The 19,558-nt window shown below is 71.2% G+C and carries 16 protein-coding genes; 9 read left to right on the top strand and 7 right to left on the bottom strand.

Features of this window, described 5'->3' with window-relative positions:
• Nucleotides 1-126 precede the first annotated feature (126 nt).
• Entirely contained in the window at nucleotides 127-4,023 is a 3,897-nt protein-coding gene (locus ACWGO8_RS10790; RefSeq protein ID WP_452043061.1) for a S8 family peptidase, read from the bottom strand.
• A gap of 134 nt (nucleotides 4,024-4,157) precedes the next feature.
• Here ACWGO8_RS10790 and ACWGO8_RS10785 point away from each other — a divergent pair, with 134 nt between their 5' ends.
• The 4 genes from ACWGO8_RS10785 to ACWGO8_RS10770 all read left to right on the top strand — a co-directional run bounded on the left by ACWGO8_RS10785 (nucleotide 4,158) and on the right by ACWGO8_RS10770 (nucleotide 9,538).
• Complete coding sequence (locus ACWGO8_RS10785; RefSeq protein WP_452043060.1) at nucleotides 4,158-5,150, top strand: helix-turn-helix domain-containing protein; 993 nt, start codon at nucleotides 4,158-4,160, stop codon at nucleotides 5,148-5,150.
• A gap of 175 nt (nucleotides 5,151-5,325) precedes the next feature.
• A complete protein-coding gene (locus ACWGO8_RS10780) occupies nucleotides 5,326-7,608 on the top strand; it encodes an immune inhibitor A domain-containing protein (protein WP_452043059.1) in 2,283 nt (760 codons plus the stop codon).
• A 208-nt stretch (nucleotides 7,609-7,816) separates the two neighbouring features.
• On the top strand, nucleotides 7,817-8,362 hold the full coding sequence (locus ACWGO8_RS10775) for a flavodoxin family protein (RefSeq protein ID WP_452043058.1): 546 nt from the start codon (nucleotides 7,817-7,819) through the stop codon (nucleotides 8,360-8,362).
• 66 nt (nucleotides 8,363-8,428) lie between these two features.
• Nucleotides 8,429-9,538, top strand: a complete 1,110-nt coding sequence (locus ACWGO8_RS10770) for an epoxide hydrolase family protein (protein WP_452043057.1) — start codon at nucleotides 8,429-8,431, stop codon at nucleotides 9,536-9,538.
• A gap of 243 nt (nucleotides 9,539-9,781) precedes the next feature.
• Here the strand turns inward: ACWGO8_RS10770 and ACWGO8_RS10765 are convergent, their stop codons facing one another.
• The gene (locus ACWGO8_RS10765; protein WP_452043056.1) at nucleotides 9,782-10,195 is read right to left on the bottom strand and encodes a YybH family protein; all 414 of its coding nucleotides are present in this window, start codon (nucleotides 10,193-10,195) and stop codon (nucleotides 9,782-9,784) included.
• A 195-nt stretch (nucleotides 10,196-10,390) separates the two neighbouring features.
• Here ACWGO8_RS10765 and glsA point away from each other — a divergent pair, with 195 nt between their 5' ends.
• Nucleotides 10,391-11,605 (top strand): glutaminase A, encoded by a 1,215-nt coding sequence (gene glsA, locus ACWGO8_RS10760; protein WP_452043055.1) that lies wholly within the window; start codon nucleotides 10,391-10,393, stop codon nucleotides 11,603-11,605.
• Nucleotides 11,606-11,679: 74 nt separating this feature from the next.
• Nucleotides 11,680-12,519 (top strand): hypothetical protein, encoded by an 840-nt coding sequence (locus ACWGO8_RS10755; protein WP_452043054.1) that lies wholly within the window; start codon nucleotides 11,680-11,682, stop codon nucleotides 12,517-12,519.
• Between the two features lie 10 nt (nucleotides 12,520-12,529).
• Here the strand turns inward: ACWGO8_RS10755 and ACWGO8_RS10750 are convergent, their stop codons facing one another.
• The 4 genes from ACWGO8_RS10750 to ACWGO8_RS10735 all read right to left on the bottom strand — a co-directional run bounded on the left by ACWGO8_RS10750 (nucleotide 12,530) and on the right by ACWGO8_RS10735 (nucleotide 16,749).
• Complete coding sequence (locus ACWGO8_RS10750; RefSeq protein WP_452043053.1) at nucleotides 12,530-12,955, bottom strand: NADase-type glycan-binding domain-containing protein; 426 nt, start codon at nucleotides 12,953-12,955, stop codon at nucleotides 12,530-12,532.
• A gap of 278 nt (nucleotides 12,956-13,233) precedes the next feature.
• Entirely contained in the window at nucleotides 13,234-14,673 is a 1,440-nt protein-coding gene (locus ACWGO8_RS10745) for a DUF222 domain-containing protein (protein ID WP_452043052.1), read from the bottom strand.
• Nucleotides 14,674-14,909: 236 nt separating this feature from the next.
• A complete protein-coding gene (locus tag ACWGO8_RS10740; protein ID WP_452043051.1) occupies nucleotides 14,910-15,422 on the bottom strand; it encodes a methylated-DNA--[protein]-cysteine S-methyltransferase in 513 nt (170 codons plus the stop codon).
• Nucleotides 15,423-15,522: 100 nt separating this feature from the next.
• Entirely contained in the window at nucleotides 15,523-16,749 is a 1,227-nt protein-coding gene (locus ACWGO8_RS10735; RefSeq protein WP_452043050.1) for a hypothetical protein, read from the bottom strand.
• Nucleotides 16,750-16,952: 203 nt separating this feature from the next.
• Here ACWGO8_RS10735 and ACWGO8_RS10730 point away from each other — a divergent pair, with 203 nt between their 5' ends.
• The 3 genes from ACWGO8_RS10730 (at nucleotide 16,953) to ACWGO8_RS10720 (ending at nucleotide 19,023) form a co-directional block, all read left to right on the top strand.
• On the top strand, nucleotides 16,953-18,161 hold the full coding sequence (locus ACWGO8_RS10730; protein WP_452043049.1) for an amidohydrolase: 1,209 nt from the start codon (nucleotides 16,953-16,955) through the stop codon (nucleotides 18,159-18,161).
• A 146-nt stretch (nucleotides 18,162-18,307) separates the two neighbouring features.
• On the top strand, nucleotides 18,308-18,724 hold the full coding sequence (locus tag ACWGO8_RS10725) for a CBS domain-containing protein (protein ID WP_452043048.1): 417 nt from the start codon (nucleotides 18,308-18,310) through the stop codon (nucleotides 18,722-18,724).
• Nucleotides 18,725-18,783: 59 nt separating this feature from the next.
• Nucleotides 18,784-19,023 carry a hypothetical protein gene (locus tag ACWGO8_RS10720; protein WP_452043047.1) on the top strand — a complete coding sequence of 80 codons (240 nt, stop codon included), beginning with the start codon at nucleotides 18,784-18,786 and terminating at the stop codon, nucleotides 19,021-19,023.
• A 50-nt stretch (nucleotides 19,024-19,073) separates the two neighbouring features.
• Here ACWGO8_RS10720 and ACWGO8_RS10715 read toward each other — a convergent pair whose 3' ends face one another.
• Complete coding sequence (locus ACWGO8_RS10715; RefSeq protein WP_452043046.1) at nucleotides 19,074-19,460, bottom strand: hypothetical protein; 387 nt, start codon at nucleotides 19,458-19,460, stop codon at nucleotides 19,074-19,076.
• Between the last annotated feature and the right edge of the window lie 98 nt (nucleotides 19,461-19,558).

The following is a 19,558-nucleotide window of genomic DNA, read 5'->3' as shown; positions in this document are numbered from 1 at the left end:
ACCGGCAGGCCGAAGGCCCGGGTGTCCGTTGAACGGACACCCGGGCCTCGGGGTCTCGAGACGCGTCGCGCTTCGAGCGGCGCCCCTCGACCAGCGGAGGGCGTCGGTGCTACTCGAGCACCGGCCTCATCGCCCGCCGCGCTTCACGGGCGCGACCTCGACGGCGCGCTCGATCTCCTGGCTGAAGGTGTTGCCGGCAGCGTCCTCCGCCTTCACCCGCAGGTCGATCCACCCGCCCGCGTCGGCGACGGGGAGGGCCGCCTGGTACGCGGTCACGTGGGCGCGACCCTCGGGGAAGATCCAGCTCGGCGGCTCGCCCGGACCCGAGTCGCCCGACACGACCTCGAGCGGCACCGTCACCCAATCGCCGCCGGCGACGCGCATCTCGAGTGTCGCCCCGGTCACCGCAGCGCTGTCCTCGGCGCCGGCGATGTGCCCGATCTCCAGGCCGAGGGCCACGGGCGCGCCCTTCTTGCGTCCGGCACCGACCGTGCCCGCGGCATCCGGCTCGACGTCGTAGACCGCCTGGAGCATCGGCTCGAGCCGGAGCGAGTAGTCGTCGACCGAGCCCGACGTCGTGAACGTCCACTCCGAGACCGTCTTCGTCGACGACGCGAGCGACGTGCCGTCATGGACCGCGGTGTTCACCACGCGCACCTCGGCGTCGCCGTCGGGCAGGCCGAACACGTTGACCCCCTGGAACGGCGACGACTTCACGTATTCGCCGTTCAGGTACAGGTCGGTGTTCTGCGAGAAGCCCGGGTAGCCCGCGAACACGTCGAACGTGCCCGTGTGCTCGGGCTCGCCGCCGTCGCCCCACGAGGGCAGGTTCACCTGGAGGAAGTCTCCGGTGCGGTTCGGCGCCCAGTACCCGGGACCGACGTACGGCCGCACGATCGGGCCGAAGTAGCTCGTGTCGACCCGCTCGCCGAGCTCGTAGGAGCGCAGCACGTCGCGCACCTGCCAGCCGACGTCGAGCACGGTGACGTCCTGGTACCAGTCGACGTCGGTGTTCACCCACTCGGTGCGCTCGATGCCACGGGCCGCGAGCATCGGCAGGCCGAACCCGTACTTCTGGTTCGGCGCGAAGTCCCAGCGGAACTCGCCGAGCCGGTCGCCCCGCTCGCCGTAGTACATGGTGTCGATGCGCGCGAGGTCTCGCGGCCGGTAGTGCAGGTCCTCGGGGATCGACCCGTCGTCGTAGCGGGCGATGTCCCAGATCTCGTCGGCGTTCGCGACGCCCTCGCCCGTGATCGTGAGCTTGCCCTTCGCACCGGCGATCGCATCGCGCACGATCCGGCCCTGCACGCCGCTCATCGCTGCGACGGGGATGCCGACCTCGCTGCCGTCGTCGTTGCCGACCCACTCGCTGAGCTCGCCGTCGGCGTCGTTCGCCACGAGGAGCATCGTGGCGCCCGCGGCGAGCGCGTTGGCCGCCCGCTGCGCCGGCGCGACCGCGTCGGACCGGGTCGCCACCGCGACCTTGCCGCGCACGTCCGCAGCCGCGAACTCCTCGACGCTGCCGGCGCCGACGTCGACCGCCCGGGCCTTCAGGGCGCCGTCGAACCGGACCGATCCCGCCTGGGGGATGAGGTCGAGCCGCTCCTTGCCGGCCTTCAGCGCGAGCGGCGCCTCCTGCAGGCGCCAGCGCGCCGTGAAGTTGAACTGCTCGACGCCGGGCGCCTCCATCGGCTGCGCCCAGAGCTCGTCGGTCCAGACCGGTGCATACACGCCGTTCTCGTATCCGTCGGCGCTGACGTCCATGCGCTGCACGGTGGCGGCGAGGCCGTCTTCGCCGACGTCGACCGTCACGGGCTTCGCGGCCCGTGCGTCGAGGGCGACGGATGCCGCACCGTCGAGGACGAGATCGGGGTCGCCGACGAGCACCTGGGCCACGGTGTCGGCCTCGCGGTCGAGCTCGAGCACCGACATCACCGAGTAGCGGCCGGCGAGGAGGCGCAGGGTGGTCTCGCCCGCGATGCCGACGAGACCGTACTCCTGCGTGTCGTGGTCGTAGAGCACCGCGTAGGTCTCGACGGGCTCGCCGTCGAAGCCGGTCGCCGTGACCGTGAGGTCGTAGCGCTCGGGCTCCGCGATGATGCCGAGTGCGGTGCGCGCGACCGCCGCACCGTCGATCGACGCGACAAGCGCGCCCGACAGCTGCGCGCCCGCCGGCACCTTCGCCGGATCGGCCGTGAGCGTCACCGAACGGGTCTCGCCCGCGGGGATCGTCAGCTCGGCGGCATCCGTCGACAGCACGTCGGAGGCCTCGGACGCCGACATCGGGTCGATGTCGCCGCCGCCCGGGGTCGTGTCCTCGAGCTCCGCCGCGAGGGTCAGCGTGACCTCGGCGTCGCCGCGGTTCGCGTACTCGATCGTGCGCACGACCGGCGTGGGCTCCTCGCCCCAGACGAGCATGCCGAAGTCGCCCGAGCCGGATGCCACGACGGGCGCGTCGACCGCCTCGCCGACGTCGAGCACACCGGCGCCGGCCTGGTACGACGTGAGGCCGACGTCGGTCGCCGTGCTGAGCAGGGCGGCGCGCAGCTGGACGGCCGTGTACTCCGGATGCTGCTGCTTCACGATCGCCGCGCCGCCGGCGACGTGCGGCGTCGCCATCGAGGTACCGCTCATGGTGAGGTACGACCCGTCGCCACCGGCGTAGTCGGCGGACCGGGCCGCCGTCACCTCGTTGCCGGGACCCGCGATCTCGGGCTTCATCGCACCCGACCGAACGAGTGGACCCTGGCTGGAGAACCACGAGAGCGCCCCGCTCGGGTCGTCGACCGAGCCGACCGTGAGGGCGTGCTCGGCCGAGCCGGGCGAGCCGATCGTCTCGGGGGCGCCGTTGTTGCCGGCCGCGACGACGAACAGCGCGCCGGTCTCCTCGGCGATGCCGTCCAGCGCCTCGGCCATGAGGTCGTCGCCGGCCGACGGCTGCATGGACCCGAGGCTCATCGAGACGATGGGCGCGCGCGCGCCCGCCCACTCCATGGCGTCGATGATCCACGAGTCCTGGCCGTACCCGCTCTGGTCGAGCACCTTGCCGACCAGCAGGCTCGCGCCGTCGGCGACGCCGCGGTGGGTGCCGCCGCTGGCCGCTCCCGTGCCCGCGATCGTCGAGGCGACGTGCGTGCCGTGCGCGTTCGGGTCCCACGCCACCTCCTCGCCGGGCACGAAGCTCATCGACTCGGGCAGCACGCGACCAGCGAGGTCGGGATGCGTGTCGTCGTAGCCGGTGTCCAGCACCGCCACTGTCACGCCGATTCCGGTGTAGCCCTCGGCCCAGGCCTCGGGCGCGCCGACCCACGGCACGCTCGAGTCGAGCGTGGCCTGCACCTTGCCGTCGAGGTGGATGGCGGCGATGCCGCCGCCGAGGGTCGCGTCGCCCGGGTCCGCGGAGAACGCGCGCGGGCCGGCGTCGGCCGCGGCATCCATGCCCGTGAGCGCGGCCCAGGTCGACGCGGCATCCGCGTGGCCGGCGGTCGCCGCCGCCGCGCCGATGCTCTCGAGCGGAGTGCCCACGGCGAGGCCCGGCACGGGCGGCTCGGCGCTGAAGGGCGCCGGGCCTTCGTCGAGCTCGACGATGACGGGCGTCGCGTCGACGGAGGCGTCGTCGTAGCCGTACTCGATGAGCCGCGTGACGTTGAACAGGTCGGGGTCGACGACGCCGGCAGCGAGGAAACGCTCGGCCGACGCCGGGATGACGCTGAGCTCGCCGTCGGCCGTGACCGTCTGGTAGCCGGCGCCCGGTACGGCGGTCTCGACCGAGACGGCGTGCGTGCCGCCGGCGAGATCGGTGACCGTCACTCGGTCGCCAGTGATCAGTGTCACGCGGTGCTCGCCGGTCGGCGCGCCTGCGACCACGGGCGCCGACGGCGGCGCGTCGCCGTCGCCGCGGTCGGGAGCGGCGGCCGCCGGCAGGGCGGCGCCGACGCCGGCGATGCCGATCGCGAAGCCGCCGATGGCGGCGGCGATCGCGCGCCGGCGACGGGAGGCACTCGTGGTGCGTCGTCGTGGCATGGATGAACCCCTTTCGGAGGAAGCTGGTTGCCTTGCACGCTCCCACGAGTCCCCCGTTAGGGTGGTGGCGGAGACATGCCATGGCCGCGATCCGCCACGCGTGAAGACGCTTCCCGGTCATCGCGCTGAACCGGATGCGGCACGGTGAGGAGGTGCTCGTGCTCGAGGCGATCGGACTGGACGAGGCCCACACGGCCGTCTACCGCGTGCTGCTCTCGCTGCCGTCGGCCGACCTCGAGCAGGTCGCCCAGGCGGCGTCGATGTCCGTGCGCGAGGCCCGCGGCATCCTCGACGAGCTCGAGGAGCTCGGCCTCATCGCGCGGCAGGCGTCGGCGCCAGACCGGGTCGTCGCGTCGCCGCCGTCGGTGGCGCTGCGACCGATCCTGCTCGAACGCGAGCGCCGGTTGACCGAGGCGCACGAGGCGCTCGTGCACCTCAGCGACCTCTACCGCGAAGGCGCGGCGCAGCGGGCGGCGCCCGACGTGGTCGACGTGGTGCTCGGGCCGGAGGCCGTGGTGCAACGCCTCGGCCAGCTGCAGGCGGCCGCGAAGGACGAGGTGTGCGCGTTCGTGCTCGAGGACGTGGCGCTGCTCAGCGGTGCCGACAACACCGAGGAGGACCGCGCCCTCGCGCGTGGTGTGCGCTATCGCGTCGTGGTCGAGACGGCTGTGCTCGACCGCCCCGGGTTCGTCGACGTGGTGCGGGACCTCGAACCGCTCGGCGAGGAGGTGCGTGTGCTCCCGAGCCTGCCCACTCGGCTGTTCCTCGCCGACCGGTCGCTCGCCCTGCTGCCGATGTACTCCCACGGGGAGCGGAAGGTCTCGGGCGCGCTGCTGGTGCACCCGAGCGGGCTGCTCGACCTCGTGGTCGCGATGTTCGAGGAGGCCTGGCGCGACGCGCCGCGCCTGTTCGCCGACCGCGCCGAGGTGGTGGAGCCCGTCGAGGAGCCGGTCGATCGAGACCTGCTGAAGCTGCTCCTGCTCGGGCTGACGGATGCCGCGGCCGGCGCGCAGCTCGGGATCTCGGTGCGCACGGTGCAGCGTCGCGTCGCCGAGTTGATGGACCTCGCGGGGGTCGCGACGCGCATCCAGCTGGGCGCGGAGGCCGTACGGCGCGGATGGGTGTAGGAACGGTCGACGCGACGTCGCGGCATCCGCTCGTGGTGCGCTGCAGTCCTTCGAATTGGCTGCATTAACGCGAAAAAGATGACCGAAGTCAACATCTTCCCAAGGCGGATTCGCGGTGTTAGATTTCCCGCACTGTGCCCGGCGATCCCGGGCATTCAACCCGAAGGAGAAACCCGTGAATCGACGCACGCGCGGCCTGCTGGCCGTCGCTGCGGCGGGGGCGACGGTAGTGGCCGGTGCGGCATTCGCACCGGCCGCGTTCGCTGCTCCCGCCAAGGACCCGGCACCGTCGGCCGCCCAGCGCCTCGACAACCGCCCCGGTCCGCTCACCGCACGACAGAACGAGCGGCGCAAGGCTGCGCAGAAGCTCATCCTCTCGGGGCAGGCCGCTCCGGGCGAGGACGGCGTGGTCCAGCTGTCGGACGACAAGTACTACCAGGCCGCCGTCACCGGTGAAGACCAGGTCTTCACGATCCTGGCCGAGTTCGGCGACCAGGGCAGCGGCAAGCTCGGCACGACGCCCGGCCCGCTGCACAACCAGATCCCCGAGCCCGACCGCGCGGTCAACAACAGCACGCACTGGACGAAGGACTTCAACAAGACGTCCTACGAGGACCTGTTCTTCGGCGACGGCGAGTCGTTCAAGGACTTCTACGAGCAGCAGTCCTCGGGCAACTACACGATCGCCGGCGAGGTCAGCGACTGGGTGAAGGTGCCCGGCAACGCCTCGACCTACGGCGACAACGCCGTCGAGGACTTCGGCGGGTCATGGCAGTTCATCGAGGACGCCGGCAACGCGTGGTACGACGCGCAGAAGGCCGCCGGCAAGACCGACGACCAGATCAAGGCCGAGCTCGCGAGCTTCGACCAATGGGACCGCTACGACCACGACAACGACGGCGACTTCAACGAGCCCGACGGCTACCTCGACCACTTCCAGGCGGTGCACGCCGGTGAGGGCGAGGACGCCGGTGGTGGCGCGCAGGGCGAGGACGCCATCTGGTCGCACCGCTGGTACGTGAACTCGACCGACTACGGCGTGACCGGCCCGACCGGCGCCCAGTTCGGCGGAGCGCAGATCGGGAACACCGGCTTCTGGATCGGCGACTACACGGTCGAGGCGGAGAACGGCGGCCTCGGCGTGTTCGCGCACGAGTACGGCCACGACCTCGGCCTGCCCGACTTCTACGACACCAACGGCGGCGAGAACTCGACCTCGTTCTGGACGCTCATGTCGTCGGGCTCGTGGCTCAACCACGGCACCGAGGACATCGGCACGACGCCCGGCTACATGGGTCCGTGGGAGAAGCTCCAGCTCGGCTGGCTCGACTACTCGATCGTGAACCCGGGTGAGGGCGGCGACTACACGCTCAGCCCGGCCGCGCTGCAGGCCGACGGCCAGGACCAGGCGCTCGTCGTCGACGTTCCAGACGAGCCCGTCACGTCGAACTACGTGACCCCGAACGGCGGTCACGCGTGGTGGACCTCCAGCGCCGACGACCTGAACACGACGCTCACGCGCACGCTCGACCTGACGGGCATGAAGTCGGCGACGGTCACCGCCAAGGCCTGGTACGACATCGAGGACGGCTACGACTACCTGTACGCCGAGTACAAGGATGCCGCGGGCAAGTGGGTCCAGATCGGCGCGCCGATCTCGGGCACGACCAACGGCAAGTGGTCGAGCCTCCGGTTCACCGTGCCCGGCAACGGCAAGGTCGACTTCCGGTTCCGCTACCAGAGCGACGGCGGCGTGCACCTCGCGGGCGCGTTCATCGACGACATCGTCGTGAAGAACGGCGGCACCACGCTGCTCTCCGACTCCGCCGAGTCGGGTGCGAACGGCTGGACCGCCGACGGCGGCTTCAAGATCAGCACCGGCTCCGAGACCTCGTCCGGCGACCGCTACTACCTGGTCGAGAACCGCACGTACGTCGGCTACGACTCGACGCTGCGTGACGGCCCCTACCAGTTCGACAAGCCGTACACGGCGCCCGACCACGTCGAGCGCTTCCCCTTCCAGGACGGCATGCTCGTCTGGGCGGTCGACGAGACCTACACCGACAACAACACGATCGACCACCAGGGCCACGGCCTCGCGCTGCCGATCGACGCGAACCCGGTGAAGTTCACGTACTCCGACGGCACCGGACCGAGCAACCGTCGCCAGCCGTTCGACGCCACCTTCGGCCTGCAGACGATGGACCCCGTCGCGCTGCACAAGGAGGTCCTCGTCGGCAAGGGCAAGAGCCAGACCATCCAGTCGCTCGCGGCGGTCGGCTCCGACGGCAAGACCCTGCAGAAGGCGACGTTCTCCGACGCCAAGACCGACGCGTACTTCGACGCCAGCAACCCGCTCGGCGGCGTCTACGTGGCCGGCCACGGCGTCACGGTGACCGTCACCTCGCAGAACACCGGCGGCACCATGGGGGTCACGGTGAACAACCCGGCGGAGTAGCCCCCGCCACGTTGATCGGACGGGCCCGCCTCTTCGGAGGCGGGCCCGTTCTCGTGCATGGGGGCCACCCTCGCCGGCGCCCGGGCGGCAGCGCCGCGGTCCCGGGGGACCAACGGCCCGGGAGCCACCTCCCGTTCCGCGAAGACTGGAGTCGAGGCATCCGGCAGCACAGCCCATGAAGGCCGGAACCACGCAGGAGGGAAGCACCATGACCGCCACTCGGGTCACCATCGTCTACGAATCGATGTTCGGCAGCACGCGACGGATCGCGGAGGCGATCGCGCGTGGCCTCGGATCCGGCACCGCCACGACGCTCGTGCGCGTGACCGAGGCATCCGATTCGATCACCGACACCGACCTGCTCATCGTCGGGGCGCCGACGCACGTGCACTGCCTCAGCCGACCGCAGACTCGAGCGGATGCCGCGAAGTGGGCGGCCGATCCCGAACGCGACCTCGAGCTCGAACCCGCCACCGACGGCATCGGCGTGCGCGAGTGGCTGGACCGGGTCGACGAACTGCCCGCCCGCTGCGCCGTGTTCGACACGCGCGCGGACATCCCCGAGATCTTCAGCGGCTCGGCCGCGAAGAAGATCGAGCACGAGCTCCGACGGATGCGTTCGGACCCGATGGTCGAGCGCCGAAGCTTCCTCGTCGACAAGCAGAGTCACCTCGAGGCAGGCGAGCTGGAGCGCGCCGAGGAGTGGGGCCGCGAGATCGCCGCCGCGATGCATCGGCTGGTCGCCACGGTCTGAGTCCGTCGCGGACCGCGCGCGTACGCCGCCGCCGTCCATGTCGGCGGGGCGGCGTAGCGTCAGCCCATGAGCGAGCCGCAGCCCTTCGAGCTCCACGTGCCCGACGAGGTCCTCGACGACCTCCGGGGGCGCCTCGCGCGCACCCGCTTCCTCGACGATTCGCCGCGCAAGCCCAGCTCGGGCATGAGCTCCGCGTACCTCCGCGAGCTCGTCGACACGTGGCTCGCGTGGGACTGGCGCGAACGCGAGGCGTGGCTCAACCGGCATCCGCAGTTCACCGTGCCGATCGACGAGGCGGTCGTGCACTTCGTGCATCGACGAGCCGAGCGAGCGGATGCCCCGGTGCTCCTCGTCATGCACGGCTGGCCGCACACGTTCGCGCTGCAGCTCGACTTCGTCGACGCGCTGCCCGACTTCCACGTCGTCGTCGCGAGCCTGCCCGGATTCGCGTTCTCGACGCCGTACGCCGACGGGCCGATGACCGAACGGCGCCTCGCGGCGACGATGCATGCGCTCATGACCGACGTGCTCGGCTACGAGCGCTGGCTGACCTACGGCGAGGACGTCACGGCGAACGTCAGCGATCTCATCGCCGCGAGCTACCCCGAGGTCGCCGGCATCGTCGCGACCCACTCGCACTTCCCGACCTACGACGAGCGCGCGGCGCTCACCGATCCCGACGAGCAGGCCTTCTTCGCCGAGCTCGCCGCGAAGCACGAGACCGACGGCGCCTACGGGCACGTGCAGGCCACCCGCCCCGACACGCTCGCGGCGGCGCTCAACGACTCCCCTGCCGGCTTGCTCGCCTGGCTCGCCGAGAAGCTCGTCGAGTGGAGCGACACTCCGCCGGGCGATCCATCGGCCGTCGAGCGTCGCATCTCCCGCGAGCACATCCTCACCGAGGCGATGATCTACTGGGTCACCCAGTCGATCGGCACGTCCTTCCGCCCGTACTACGAGGGCGCCGATCAGCCCGACGCCATCCCGCCGACCGAGGTGCCGGCCGCGGTGTACATCCAGCGGCACGAAGCCGCGTACCCCGAATCGATCGCGCGGCAGCACTACCGCGGTCTCAGGGAGTTCGGTCGCCTCGACGAGGGCGGGCACTTCACGGCGGCGGAGGTGCCGCGCGATCTCGCCGAACGCATGCGGGCGTTCGCGGCATCCGTCTGGTGAAGGGCGCGCGCTGATCGCGTGCCGGATCCGGATAGGGTTCGGATCCGGCACGCGGACGCACGCGGACCGGCGCCGGGGCATGAGGAGCTCGGCTCGGGGGGTCGAGCGGCTCCGCCCATGGCGCCGGCCGGGGGACTCCCACCGGGGGAAGTGGGTCGAATGTCCCACTGATGAATGTACCCCGCTCGGCTGTGAGAGCGCTCTACGAGCGCCGAATGGCAGCCGAGAGCGGGAGCTGGATGCTCACGCCTCGACGGCATGCTCCCACTCGATCAGCCAGACCTCGGCGACCCGCCGCAGCGCGACGGTCGTCGTCAGCGTCATCCGCACGCGCGCCTGCGTCCACGCCCGCACGCTCACCTGCTCGACGCAACGGCAGATCGCCTGGTCGCCGTTCATGCGCACGCGCTCGATCCGCGACGACCACCGGATGCGTCCCTGCAGCAGCTCGAACCACTCCCACAGCCGCACGGCGTCACGGCTCGGGTCCGCGATCCGCGTCACCGGCGGCGTCGGACCGACGACCGGCGCACCCGGCAGGTAGCGGGCGGCGAGCCAGTCGGCGTCGCGCGAGCGCATCGCCGCGGCGCGCTTCGACACGATCCAGGCGACCTCGGCCTCGTGGATGCGGCGCTCGTGTTCGAGGCTCGTGAGCATGGCGGTTCCCTCCGTCGTCGGGCGTGGCGTCCTACTGGTACGACGAAGACGGATGCCGCGAATCGACCGCGTGCCCGAATTCGACCCGACGCGCCCGAATCGCCCGTCGCCCCGAGGCTGCGATCGGGGGTCGTCACGCGCTCGTCACCGGCCGGACCCGTGACGCGCGGCATCCGTGCCCCATAGGCTGACCGCATGCCGGTCGACCTGCACCACCCGGTCCGCGCCACGCTCGACGCCGTGCTCGACGCCGCCCGTCCCGACACGAGCGGGGAAGTCGCGTCGTACATCCCCGAACTCGCGAACGTCGAGCCCGAGCGCCTCGGCATCGCGCTCGTGAGCACACGCGGCGACGTGCACGACGCGGGCGACAGCGACGTGGCGTTCACGATCCAGTCGGTGTCGAAGCCGTTCGTGTTCGCCCTCGCGCTCGACGCCCTCGGCGTCGACGAGGTCACGAAGCACGTCGGCCTCGAGCCGAGCGGCGAGCCGTTCAACGCGATCAGCCTCGAGCCGGCATCCGGTCGCCCGCTCAACCCGATGATCAACGCCGGCGCGATCGTGACGACCTCGCTCATCGCCGGCGACACCGTCGAGGACAAGTTCGGCGTCATCCGTTCGGGCCTGGAGCGGTTCGCGGGCCGCGACCTGGTCGTCGACGAGGACGTGTTCTCGTCGGAGGCGCGCACCGGTGACCGCAACCGGGCTCTCGCCTACCTGACGAAGTCGGCGGGCACGCTCGCCGCCGACGTGGAGGTCGCGACGACCGCGTACTTCCGGCAGTGCTCGCTCTCGGTGACCGCCCGCGACCTCGCGATCATGGCGGCGACGCTCGCGACGGGCGGCGTGAACCCGGTGTCGGGTGAGCGCGTGATCAGCGAGGATGCCGCGCGCTGGACGACCGCGGTCATGACGAGCTGCGGCATGTACGACGAGTCGGGCCACTGGATGGTCCACGTCGGCCTGCCCGCGAAGAGCGGCGTCGGCGGCGGGATCGTGGCGGTGCAACCGGGCCAGTTCGGCATCGGCACGTTCAGCCCCCGGCTGGACGCACGCGGCAACAGCGTGCGCGGCGTCACGATGCTCGAGCGGCTGTCCGCGCAGTACGGCCTGCACATGCTCGCGCACCGCGGCGACGCGCTCTCGGCGATCGGCTCGCTCACGACCTCGGACGGAGAGACCGTCGCGATGCTTCGCGGAGAGATCTACTTCGCCGCCGCCGAGGAGGTGCTCACCCGGCTCGCTCCGCTCGTGTCCGACGACGGATGCCTCGTCCTCGACTTCTCGGGCGTGACCCGCGTCGGCAGCGCAGTGCGCCAGCTCTTCCGTGTGCTGCCGTCGGTCGTGGGTGCGCGTTCCGACGGGTCGCCGCGGGTCGTGGTGCGGGATCCCGACGGGGTGCTCGGGTGACTGGCGAACCGAGAGATCAACGATTCGAGCTCGTACTCGCCCCGAATTCACCCGCGGTACGTCTCCTCGTTGAGTTGAGCGGCTTCGCCAATGCCGACCTCTTACCTGCGAAACGGGCGCTCGAAGTCGCGGCGAAAAGGCAAGGAGCCGGAAACAGCACTGAAGCCGGATGGCTTGTCGACTTCGCGGTGGTTTCGTACTGCCGGGCTTTCATGCACTCGGCAGTGAGGAAGCGACTCGATGACTACATCACCATCCCGGAATCGCTCCTCGGCCTCCACGAAACGGTGCGGGCGTATCGCAACACCACGGTCGCGCATTCGCAGAGCGAACTCCTCACCACGTGGCCGGTGGTCTCCATCGACCACGAACATGCGAGCGAGCGGGAACTCTTGATCACGACGATCGGTCAGCCGCTCCCATGGGGTCTCGTCGTCAAGTTCGCGAATCTCGTCGATGCCATGTTGGAGCTGGTCGACGAACGGGCCGATGAAGTCCGACCAAGGGTGGATGCCGAGGTTCAACGCGCCACCGGAATTGGGTTCCTTCCGCCCGGATCCGGTATCACCAGAGCCGCGGTGTCGGAGTTCGACCCGCGAACCAAGCGTCAGCCCTTCCCGACCCGCCAGACGCTCTATTGGTCGATCGAAGAGCCCGATGCCATCGCGCCGGCGCTTCGAACGGAGGAGACTGAACGTGAGCAGAATTCGCCCGCAGAGCTTGGTGGAAGGCGGCAGATCATGGGTCGACGCGACCACGACGAGGTCGAAGAGGGCTACGAGGAGATGCAGCGCGTCGAGGGCGAGGAGACGCTGCCCGGTCCGTCGCGCGCCGACGAGGACGGCCGCAACGCCGCCCGCCGCGCGGCATCCAGTTGGGGCGCGCCCTGGATCACGAGCGACGACGAGCGGTAGCTCGCCGAATCTATTCGCCCCAGAACTCCACCTCGCTGATGGCGGTGTCCTTCGTGCCGGATGAGCCTGCTGACGCCCTCACGGACCTGATCGTCAATCGCACGCTATCGGTCTGTCCGGAGGCGATCGCGACCTGCTGGAATTCGGCGTAGGCCTCAGTTGCCTTATCAGGCAGCGACGCAGTCGTCGTGCCGCGGTCGGTCTCAGTCGCAACCTGTCGAGCTCGGCCGTTGACCTGGTACCGTTCGGCGGTCTTCGCATAGCCGTTCACGATGCAGACCATCCGTAGGTTGGTCCCCGCCGGAAGTTGGAACTCGATCCATTCACCCGTGCCGAGATCCGGTGCATCCTCCACCCATCCCGTCCCGAGGTCACCATCGTGCGCGTCGGATGCTGGATGCGTAAGTCCGCCCTCTTCCTCGGTGTCCGTGTGCACACTGGACGCCTCCGCTCGTATCGCGTCGACGAGCTGAAGATTCTCCGGGTCTTGCACGTCGGCGAATCGAACCACTCACCGACCTGAGTGCCGAGAAAGAGCAGGAGGATTCCCACTGCGATCGGCGCGACTAATCCGGCAATCACCCCCTCGATGGCTACGCGTACCTTCCAACTCGGTTCGTTGCTCGCCATGACTCCCCCTCGATGCTCGGCGCGACGATATTCGTCGAGGACGGCCAACGCGTATCCCCTATTCGGGGATGGATCGCATGCCGCTCAAGCGACCGATGCGGCGGTCAGGCGCACGGAGCGTTCGCGCCCAGAGTCGTAGCGTTCGTGTTGGTCGGCGTGGCGGGTGGGGGATTTGGTGGTGGGTCGCCAGGTTCCGGTGGGGTCGAGCCATCGGGGTGGTCGGAGGTGTGGGACGCCGCGTGTCATGCGGATGATCCAGCCGGAGGTGTCGATGGTGCGGTGGTGGAACCAGCACAGGAGGACGCCGTTGTCGGGGTGGGTGGGTCCGCCGTCGGTGTGGGGGGTGACGTGGTGGATCTCGGTCCATGCGGCCGGGATGGTGCAGCCGGGGATGATGCAGCCGCCGTCGCGGATGGTGATCGCACGGCGCTGGTGGGCGGTGAAGCAGCGTTCCGGCGAGCCGAGCGCGAGGATCCGGCCGGTGTGGTCGAAGGTGATGGTCTGGGTGCCGCCGGTGCAGATCATGTGCCGCGCTGCACGGAGCGAGATCGGGGTGTCGATGCCGTCGGCGTGCGCGACCCCGCGCCCCGTGGCGAGGTCGGCGGCGCGGACGCTGACCAGGACGGTGGGTGGTGCGCCGCCGATCGTGGGGTGTTCCCCGGAGCGGGCCGCGGTGTCGATGATCGCGGCGAGCACGTCGTGGCGTTGCTGATCGGGGCTGCGGTCCTCGCCGGATTCCGCCGCTCGGGCCCGCTCCTGGTCGGTCTGGAATCCGCCGCCGACGCGGGGTGAGAGGTGCGCGTCGAAGAGGCGGGTGAGCTTCGCGGCGACCTCGGGCATCAACTCGCCGGTGACCGGGATGAGCCCGTCGCGCAGGGTGCGGCCGAGCCGGAATCCGCGCCGACGCATCGCCCGCTCATCAGCAGGCTCGGCGCCGTCGGGGTCGAGGAACACCGCCCACGCCTGCGCCTGCACCCGGAGTTCGTCGGCGGTGCACCGCACCGGCGCCCCGTCGCCGGACCCGGTCGCTTCGGCAACGAGTGCCTGCTCGGCGGCGGCGAGCCGGGCGGGGACGGCGTTGGGCCGGGTGCGGTCGAGTTCGCGGATGATCGCGGCTGCGGCATCCGCCCCGACCTCACCCCTAGCCAGCGCGGCGGCCACGGCCGGGAACCGAGCCTCACCTGGCTCACCGGCGAACCCGTCCCGCAGGCGGGTGGCCGCACCGAGACTGACGCGTCGGCGTGCCTCGAACCCGGACACATGGGTGACCCGCTCGAGCAGCTCGACCGCGGACCGGCACCCCTTCCGGGTCGACAGCCGTGCATCGCCGAGCTCGGCACGAGACCGCTCCGCGACCTCACCCGCGACCGCGACCCGGTGCGCATCGACGACCCGACCCAGCGCCTCGAGCGCGCCCGCGTTGGCGAGGAGCTCGTCGTCGGTCCAGCCGGCCGGCGCGTCGAACGCGAGCGTGCCGAGCAGCCGCGACCGCACCTCGTGGAGGGTGTCGCTGATGCCGGTCATGGACCCATGATCACCGCACCCACCGACATTCAGTCCACATGAAAAGGCCAGATCAGCCTGTGAATAACAGCACCGAATGACGGCCTGTTGAGGACAAGTTGAAAGCGTTGAGCGCAAGGGAGCACTGAAGCGAGCCGGTAGATCCGCAGATTTGTCGCCCAAGAGATTTGTCGCCCAGGAGATTTGTCGACGGATCTACCGATTCTGCGGAGAGAAGGGCCCTCCCGAGCGCCACCTCAGAACAACCGCCGCTGCGCCACCACCTCGGCGCCCTCGAGCTCGAGCAGGAACCGCTTACGGTCGAGCCCGCCCGCATAGCCGGTGAGCGAACCGTCGGCGCCGACCACACGGTGGCACGGCACGAGGATGCTCAGCGGGTTGCGCCCGACGGCACCGCCGACGCGACGAGCGAGGTTGCGATCGCCGAGGCGCTCGGCGAGCTCGCCGTACGTGGTCGTCTCGCCGTAGGGGATGCCCCGCAGCATCCGCCACACCGACAGCTGGAACTCGTCGCCCGTCGGCGCCATCGGCAGGTCGAACTCGGTGCGCCGTCCGTCGAGGTACTCGCCGAGCTCCTCGCCGAGCCGGCCCACGAGCGCATCCGCACGCCAGTCCACGGCCGATCCGGTCGAGCCCGCGACCGGCGGATGCCAGTGCGCCGGGAAGTAGATGCCCGCGAGCGCGTCGCCGTCGGCGACGGCCAGGAGGTCGCCGATCGCGGTCGGCAGCGTGGTGTGGCGTCGGGGCACGACTCCATCCTCACCCCGACCGGGCCCGCCGCAACCCAGGCGACCAGCGGGAATCGGACTTCGTCGCGGTGACGCCGACGCACAGCGGATGCCGCGGACCTCAGTTCCCTCCCCCGCCGTCGCCGCCACCACCGCCGCCGCCATCGAACCCGCCGAATCCGCCGCCGTCGAAGCCGCCGCCCACATCGCCGGCGCCGTGCTCGAACCGGGCGTCACCGAACCCGGCGATGCTGGCGCCACCGTCGCTCGCGTACCACCCGCCGAGCCGGCCCCAACCGTCGTAGCCCACCGGCACGCCGAAGCGACCACCGTCGCGCTTCCAAGGCGCCTTCGCCCCGAGGCGGATCGGCTGCGAGAGCTCCGTCGTCATCAGGGCCAGGCACGAGACGAGCCGGTCGGCCGAGAACGGCTCGGTGGATCGGTACCAGGCCGGCGCGCCACCTGATCCCTCCGCGACCTCGGCGACGCGACGGATGGTGCCCGCCTCGTCGAACAGCACCGCCCACGGCAGCACCTGCGCCCCCGACGCGATCGTCGGGATCTCAGCGGTGGCGACGATCTCGCGCAGCTGGTTCGCCCGTTCGCGCAGCAGGAGTCCGGCGGCGTTCAGGGGGATCCAGCGCGGCAGCAGCACGCGCAGGCCGAGGGTGACCGCCCCGATGCCGATCGCGCTCCAGGCGATCGAGTTCGACGCGGCGTCCACGCCCAGCGAGATGAACCCGAGCACGATGCCGAGCACGCCGCCGATCGAGGCGGTGCGGAATCGCACGCTCGGACGCGGCTCGCGGAACCACTCGCCGGCGTCGACGAACCGGTTCCGCGTGAACGACGCGAGCGACGAGTTGCGGGTCACGACGCGATCCACGTCGACGCTCGTGCCGGGCGTCGGCTCGCGCGGTCCGCCGGACATGCCCGGCTCGAAGACCGCGGCGACCACCCCGGCCTCGGGGTCGCCATCGTCGGCCGAAGCCGCAACGGCGCGCACGCCGGCGAGCGAGCGTCGCTCTGCGGCATCCGAGGTGCCGAAGACCAGCCGGACGTCCTTCGGGCGTCCGCCCGCGACATCCGCCCCCGGCCGCCGGTCGTCGATCGTGATGACGCGATCGCACGCGAGCTGCACCACGGTCGCCGGCAGCCACCGCTGCGCAGCCGTGCCCGACGTGAACCCGACCGAGAGCAGCCCGGCGGTCTTCGGGTCGGTGAGCTCGATCAGGCCCGTCGGCTCGGGGGTGCGCAGCCAGGCGATCACGAGCGACCCCACCGCGACCGCGGCGACGACGCTCGCGATGAGCGCGAGGATCGGCAGCAGCGCCGGCCCGAGGGCCACGCCTGATGCCGCGTACGAATCTCCACCTGTGCCGGCCGTGCCCAGGTGCCCTGCCACTTGGTGCAGCGCCGGGACCAGCACGCATCCCATGACCGCACGGTACTCCCGCGGACGCCCAGCGATCAGGTGCCGGTTCAGCCCCAATTCGAGGGAGGCGGCCGACGACGGATGCCGCCCAGCGCGACGCGCGCGAGAATCGCCGCATGACCTCGAACGCCGAGCTCGCACGCGCCATCGACGACATGCCGCTCGTCGACCACCACGCGCACAGCCTGCTGCGCCCGCCGCTCGCGGAGCACGACCTGCTCGACGCACTGACGCAGGCAGAGCACGCGACCGACCGCACCGCGATCTTCGACAGCCAGCTCGGCTTCGCCCTGCGCCGGTTCTGCGCGCCGGTCCTCGGCCTGCCTCCCTACGCGGATGCTGCGGATTACCTCGCCGCCCGGGAGCGACTCGGATTCGACGAAGCCACCCGCCGGCTCCTCCGCGCCTCCGGCATCCGCACGTACCTCATCGACGACGGCCACGCGCCCGAGCGGCTGATCTCCGACGCGCAGCTCGCCGAGCTCGCGAGCGACGGAGACGACGGCGACGGCTCCGGCAGCCCCGCCGTCCGCGTCCACCGCATCGTGCGCCTCGAGACGCTGGCCGAATCGGTCATGGCGGATGCCACGTCGGGCGCCGACTTCGTCGACCGGCTGCCCGTGGCGCTCGAGAGCGCTGCGGCGAGCGCGGTCGGGTTCAAGACCGTCGCCGCGTACCGGGGCGGACTCGCGCTCGACCCCGCGAGGCCCACGCCCGCAGAGCTGGCGGAGGCGGCCGACGCATGGCACGCGGCGACCCGGCGCGGCAGCGGGGCATCCGTGCGCCTCGAAGACCCGGTGATCATCAGGCACCTCGCGTGGTGGGCGCTCGAGCACGGTGACCGCGGCGGACCCGCCGTGCTGCAGGTGCACGTCGGATTCGGCGACCCCGACCTGCGGCTCGACCGCGCCGACCCGTTCCTGCTGCAGCCGTTCATCGCGGCGACGCAGGCCACGGGCGGACGCCTCGCGCTGCTGCATTGCCACCCCTACCTGCGCGAGGCGGGCATGCTCGCGCACCTCTACCCGCACGTGTACCTCGACGCGGGCCTCGCGCTCGCCCACGTCGGAGCGAACGCAGAGGTCCTCGTCTTCGAGTCGCTCGACCTCGCACCGTTCGCGAAGGTGCTCTTCTCGACCGACGCGTGGGGCGTGCCCGAGCGCGTGCTGCTCGGCGCCGCCGTGTGGCGCGATGCGACGACCCGCGTGCTCGCCGGCTACGTCGCCGAGCACGGCTGGCCGGTCGACGAGGCGATCCGCGTCGCCGAGCTCATGGCTTGGCGCAACGCCGACGCGCTCTACGGGCGGGCGTTCCTCGAACGCTGAGGGTTCGCCCGACCGCGACCGGACACGGCCGGATGCCGCATCCGCCGCTACCGCGTCAACCCCCGTGCCGCGAGCGCCCGGCGTGGTTAGCCTGCCGATACACACCGGGCCTCCGACCCGACGCGGCCCGGAGAGAGGACGAACCGATGACCCTCGCACGCGACCTCATGACACCCGACCCCACTTGCGTGAAGGAGCACCAGACCCTGGTCGACGCCGCCCGCATGATGCGGGATCTCGACGTCGGCGCCCTGCCCATCTGCGGCGACGACGACCGGCTCAAGGGCATGCTCACCGATCGCGACATCGTCGTGAAGTGCGTCGCCGACGGCGGCGACCCCGGCAGCGTCACGGCGGGAAGCCTCGCCGAGGGCAAGCCGCTCACGATCGGCGCCGACGTCGACGTCCGCGAGGCGCTCGAGGTGATGCAGGAGTACCAGGTGCGCCGCCTGCCCGTGATCGACGGGCACGACCTCGTCGGCATCATCGCCCAGGCCGACATCGCGCGTGAGCTCTCCGCCACCGAGACCGCGGAGACCGTCGCCGAGATCTCCGAAGACTGACGGCGCGCCGACGACTCGGCCGCCGTAGGCAGGACCACATCCATCACGAAGGAGCGACCATGACCGACTCGAACCTCCCCGATGACACCCAGCCCGTTCGCGATGACACCGAGCGGGCTCCCGGCGCGACCGGGACCGGCGGCAGCCAGAGCGACGACGACCGCGTGGCCGCGGACGGACCGACCGACGAGCCCGGCCACGTCGGCGCCGACACCCCGGGCGCACCCACGAGCGCCGAACCGATGACCGACTCCACCGAGGGCGGCCTCGAGGGCGGCGACCCCGGCGTCGAGGAATAGCCTCCCCGAAAGCCAGGCCGGGACGCGCCCTGCGTCCCGGCCGCGCCACGTCACCGGGTCGGCGGTCCCGTCTCCACCGCGGCAGTCTCGACCGCGTCGTTCGCGTCGAGCTCGCGGGCGAGCCGGTCAGCGGATGCCGCGTCCCGCATCGTGACCACGACCTGAACGCCTGAGGCGGGCGCACCCGACTCCGCGCCCCGAGGGCGGTCGACGTGGTCGCGCTTCGGTCGACCGGAACCGAGGTACGCCTCGTCGGCGATCCGATCCTGGAACTCGGCGATCAGGTCTCCCAGGTGGGCCAGCGTGTCGACGATGGCCTGGCCGAGGTCGTCGGGCGGAGCTTCGCCGTCCCACCTCGGCGGCCGATCGCGCACCGAGCGCTGCCCTCCGGTCCGCTCGCGCAGCCGCACGACCACGCGTGCCTCGGTGTCGCTCATGATGGCCTCCCCGGATCGCTCGGAGTGCTCCTCGCGCTCAGCCTCACCGTACCTGTCACAAAACGGGCCGCTCTCGCGTCGTATGGAGTGAAGGACGT

This window comes from Agromyces sp. NPDC055661 (assembly GCF_053618135.1).
This window is presented reverse-complemented; position numbering and strand designations above follow the sequence as displayed.

Excerpts from the sequence above, each read along its gene's own strand:
- ACWGO8_RS10790 (WP_452043061.1), bottom strand. The coding sequence starts at position 4,023 with ATGCCACGACGACGCACCACGAGTGCCTCCCGTCGCCGGCGCGCGATC.
- ACWGO8_RS10785 (WP_452043060.1), top strand. The coding sequence starts at position 4,158 with ATGCGGCACGGTGAGGAGGTGCTCGTGCTCGAGGCGATCGGACTGGAC.
- ACWGO8_RS10775 (WP_452043058.1), top strand. The coding sequence starts at position 7,817 with ATGACCGCCACTCGGGTCACCATCGTCTACGAATCGATGTTCGGCAGC.
- ACWGO8_RS10770 (WP_452043057.1), top strand. The coding sequence starts at position 8,429 with ATGAGCGAGCCGCAGCCCTTCGAGCTCCACGTGCCCGACGAGGTCCTC.
- ACWGO8_RS10765 (WP_452043056.1), bottom strand. The coding sequence starts at position 10,195 with ATGCTCACGAGCCTCGAACACGAGCGCCGCATCCACGAGGCCGAGGTC.
- glsA (WP_452043055.1), top strand. The coding sequence starts at position 10,391 with ATGCCGGTCGACCTGCACCACCCGGTCCGCGCCACGCTCGACGCCGTG.
- ACWGO8_RS10745 (WP_452043052.1), bottom strand. The coding sequence starts at position 14,673 with ATGACCGGCATCAGCGACACCCTCCACGAGGTGCGGTCGCGGCTGCTC.
- ACWGO8_RS10730 (WP_452043049.1), top strand. The coding sequence starts at position 16,953 with ATGACCTCGAACGCCGAGCTCGCACGCGCCATCGACGACATGCCGCTC.
- ACWGO8_RS10725 (WP_452043048.1), top strand. The coding sequence starts at position 18,308 with ATGACCCTCGCACGCGACCTCATGACACCCGACCCCACTTGCGTGAAG.
- ACWGO8_RS10720 (WP_452043047.1), top strand. The coding sequence starts at position 18,784 with ATGACCGACTCGAACCTCCCCGATGACACCCAGCCCGTTCGCGATGAC.
- ACWGO8_RS10715 (WP_452043046.1), bottom strand. The coding sequence starts at position 19,460 with ATGAGCGACACCGAGGCACGCGTGGTCGTGCGGCTGCGCGAGCGGACC.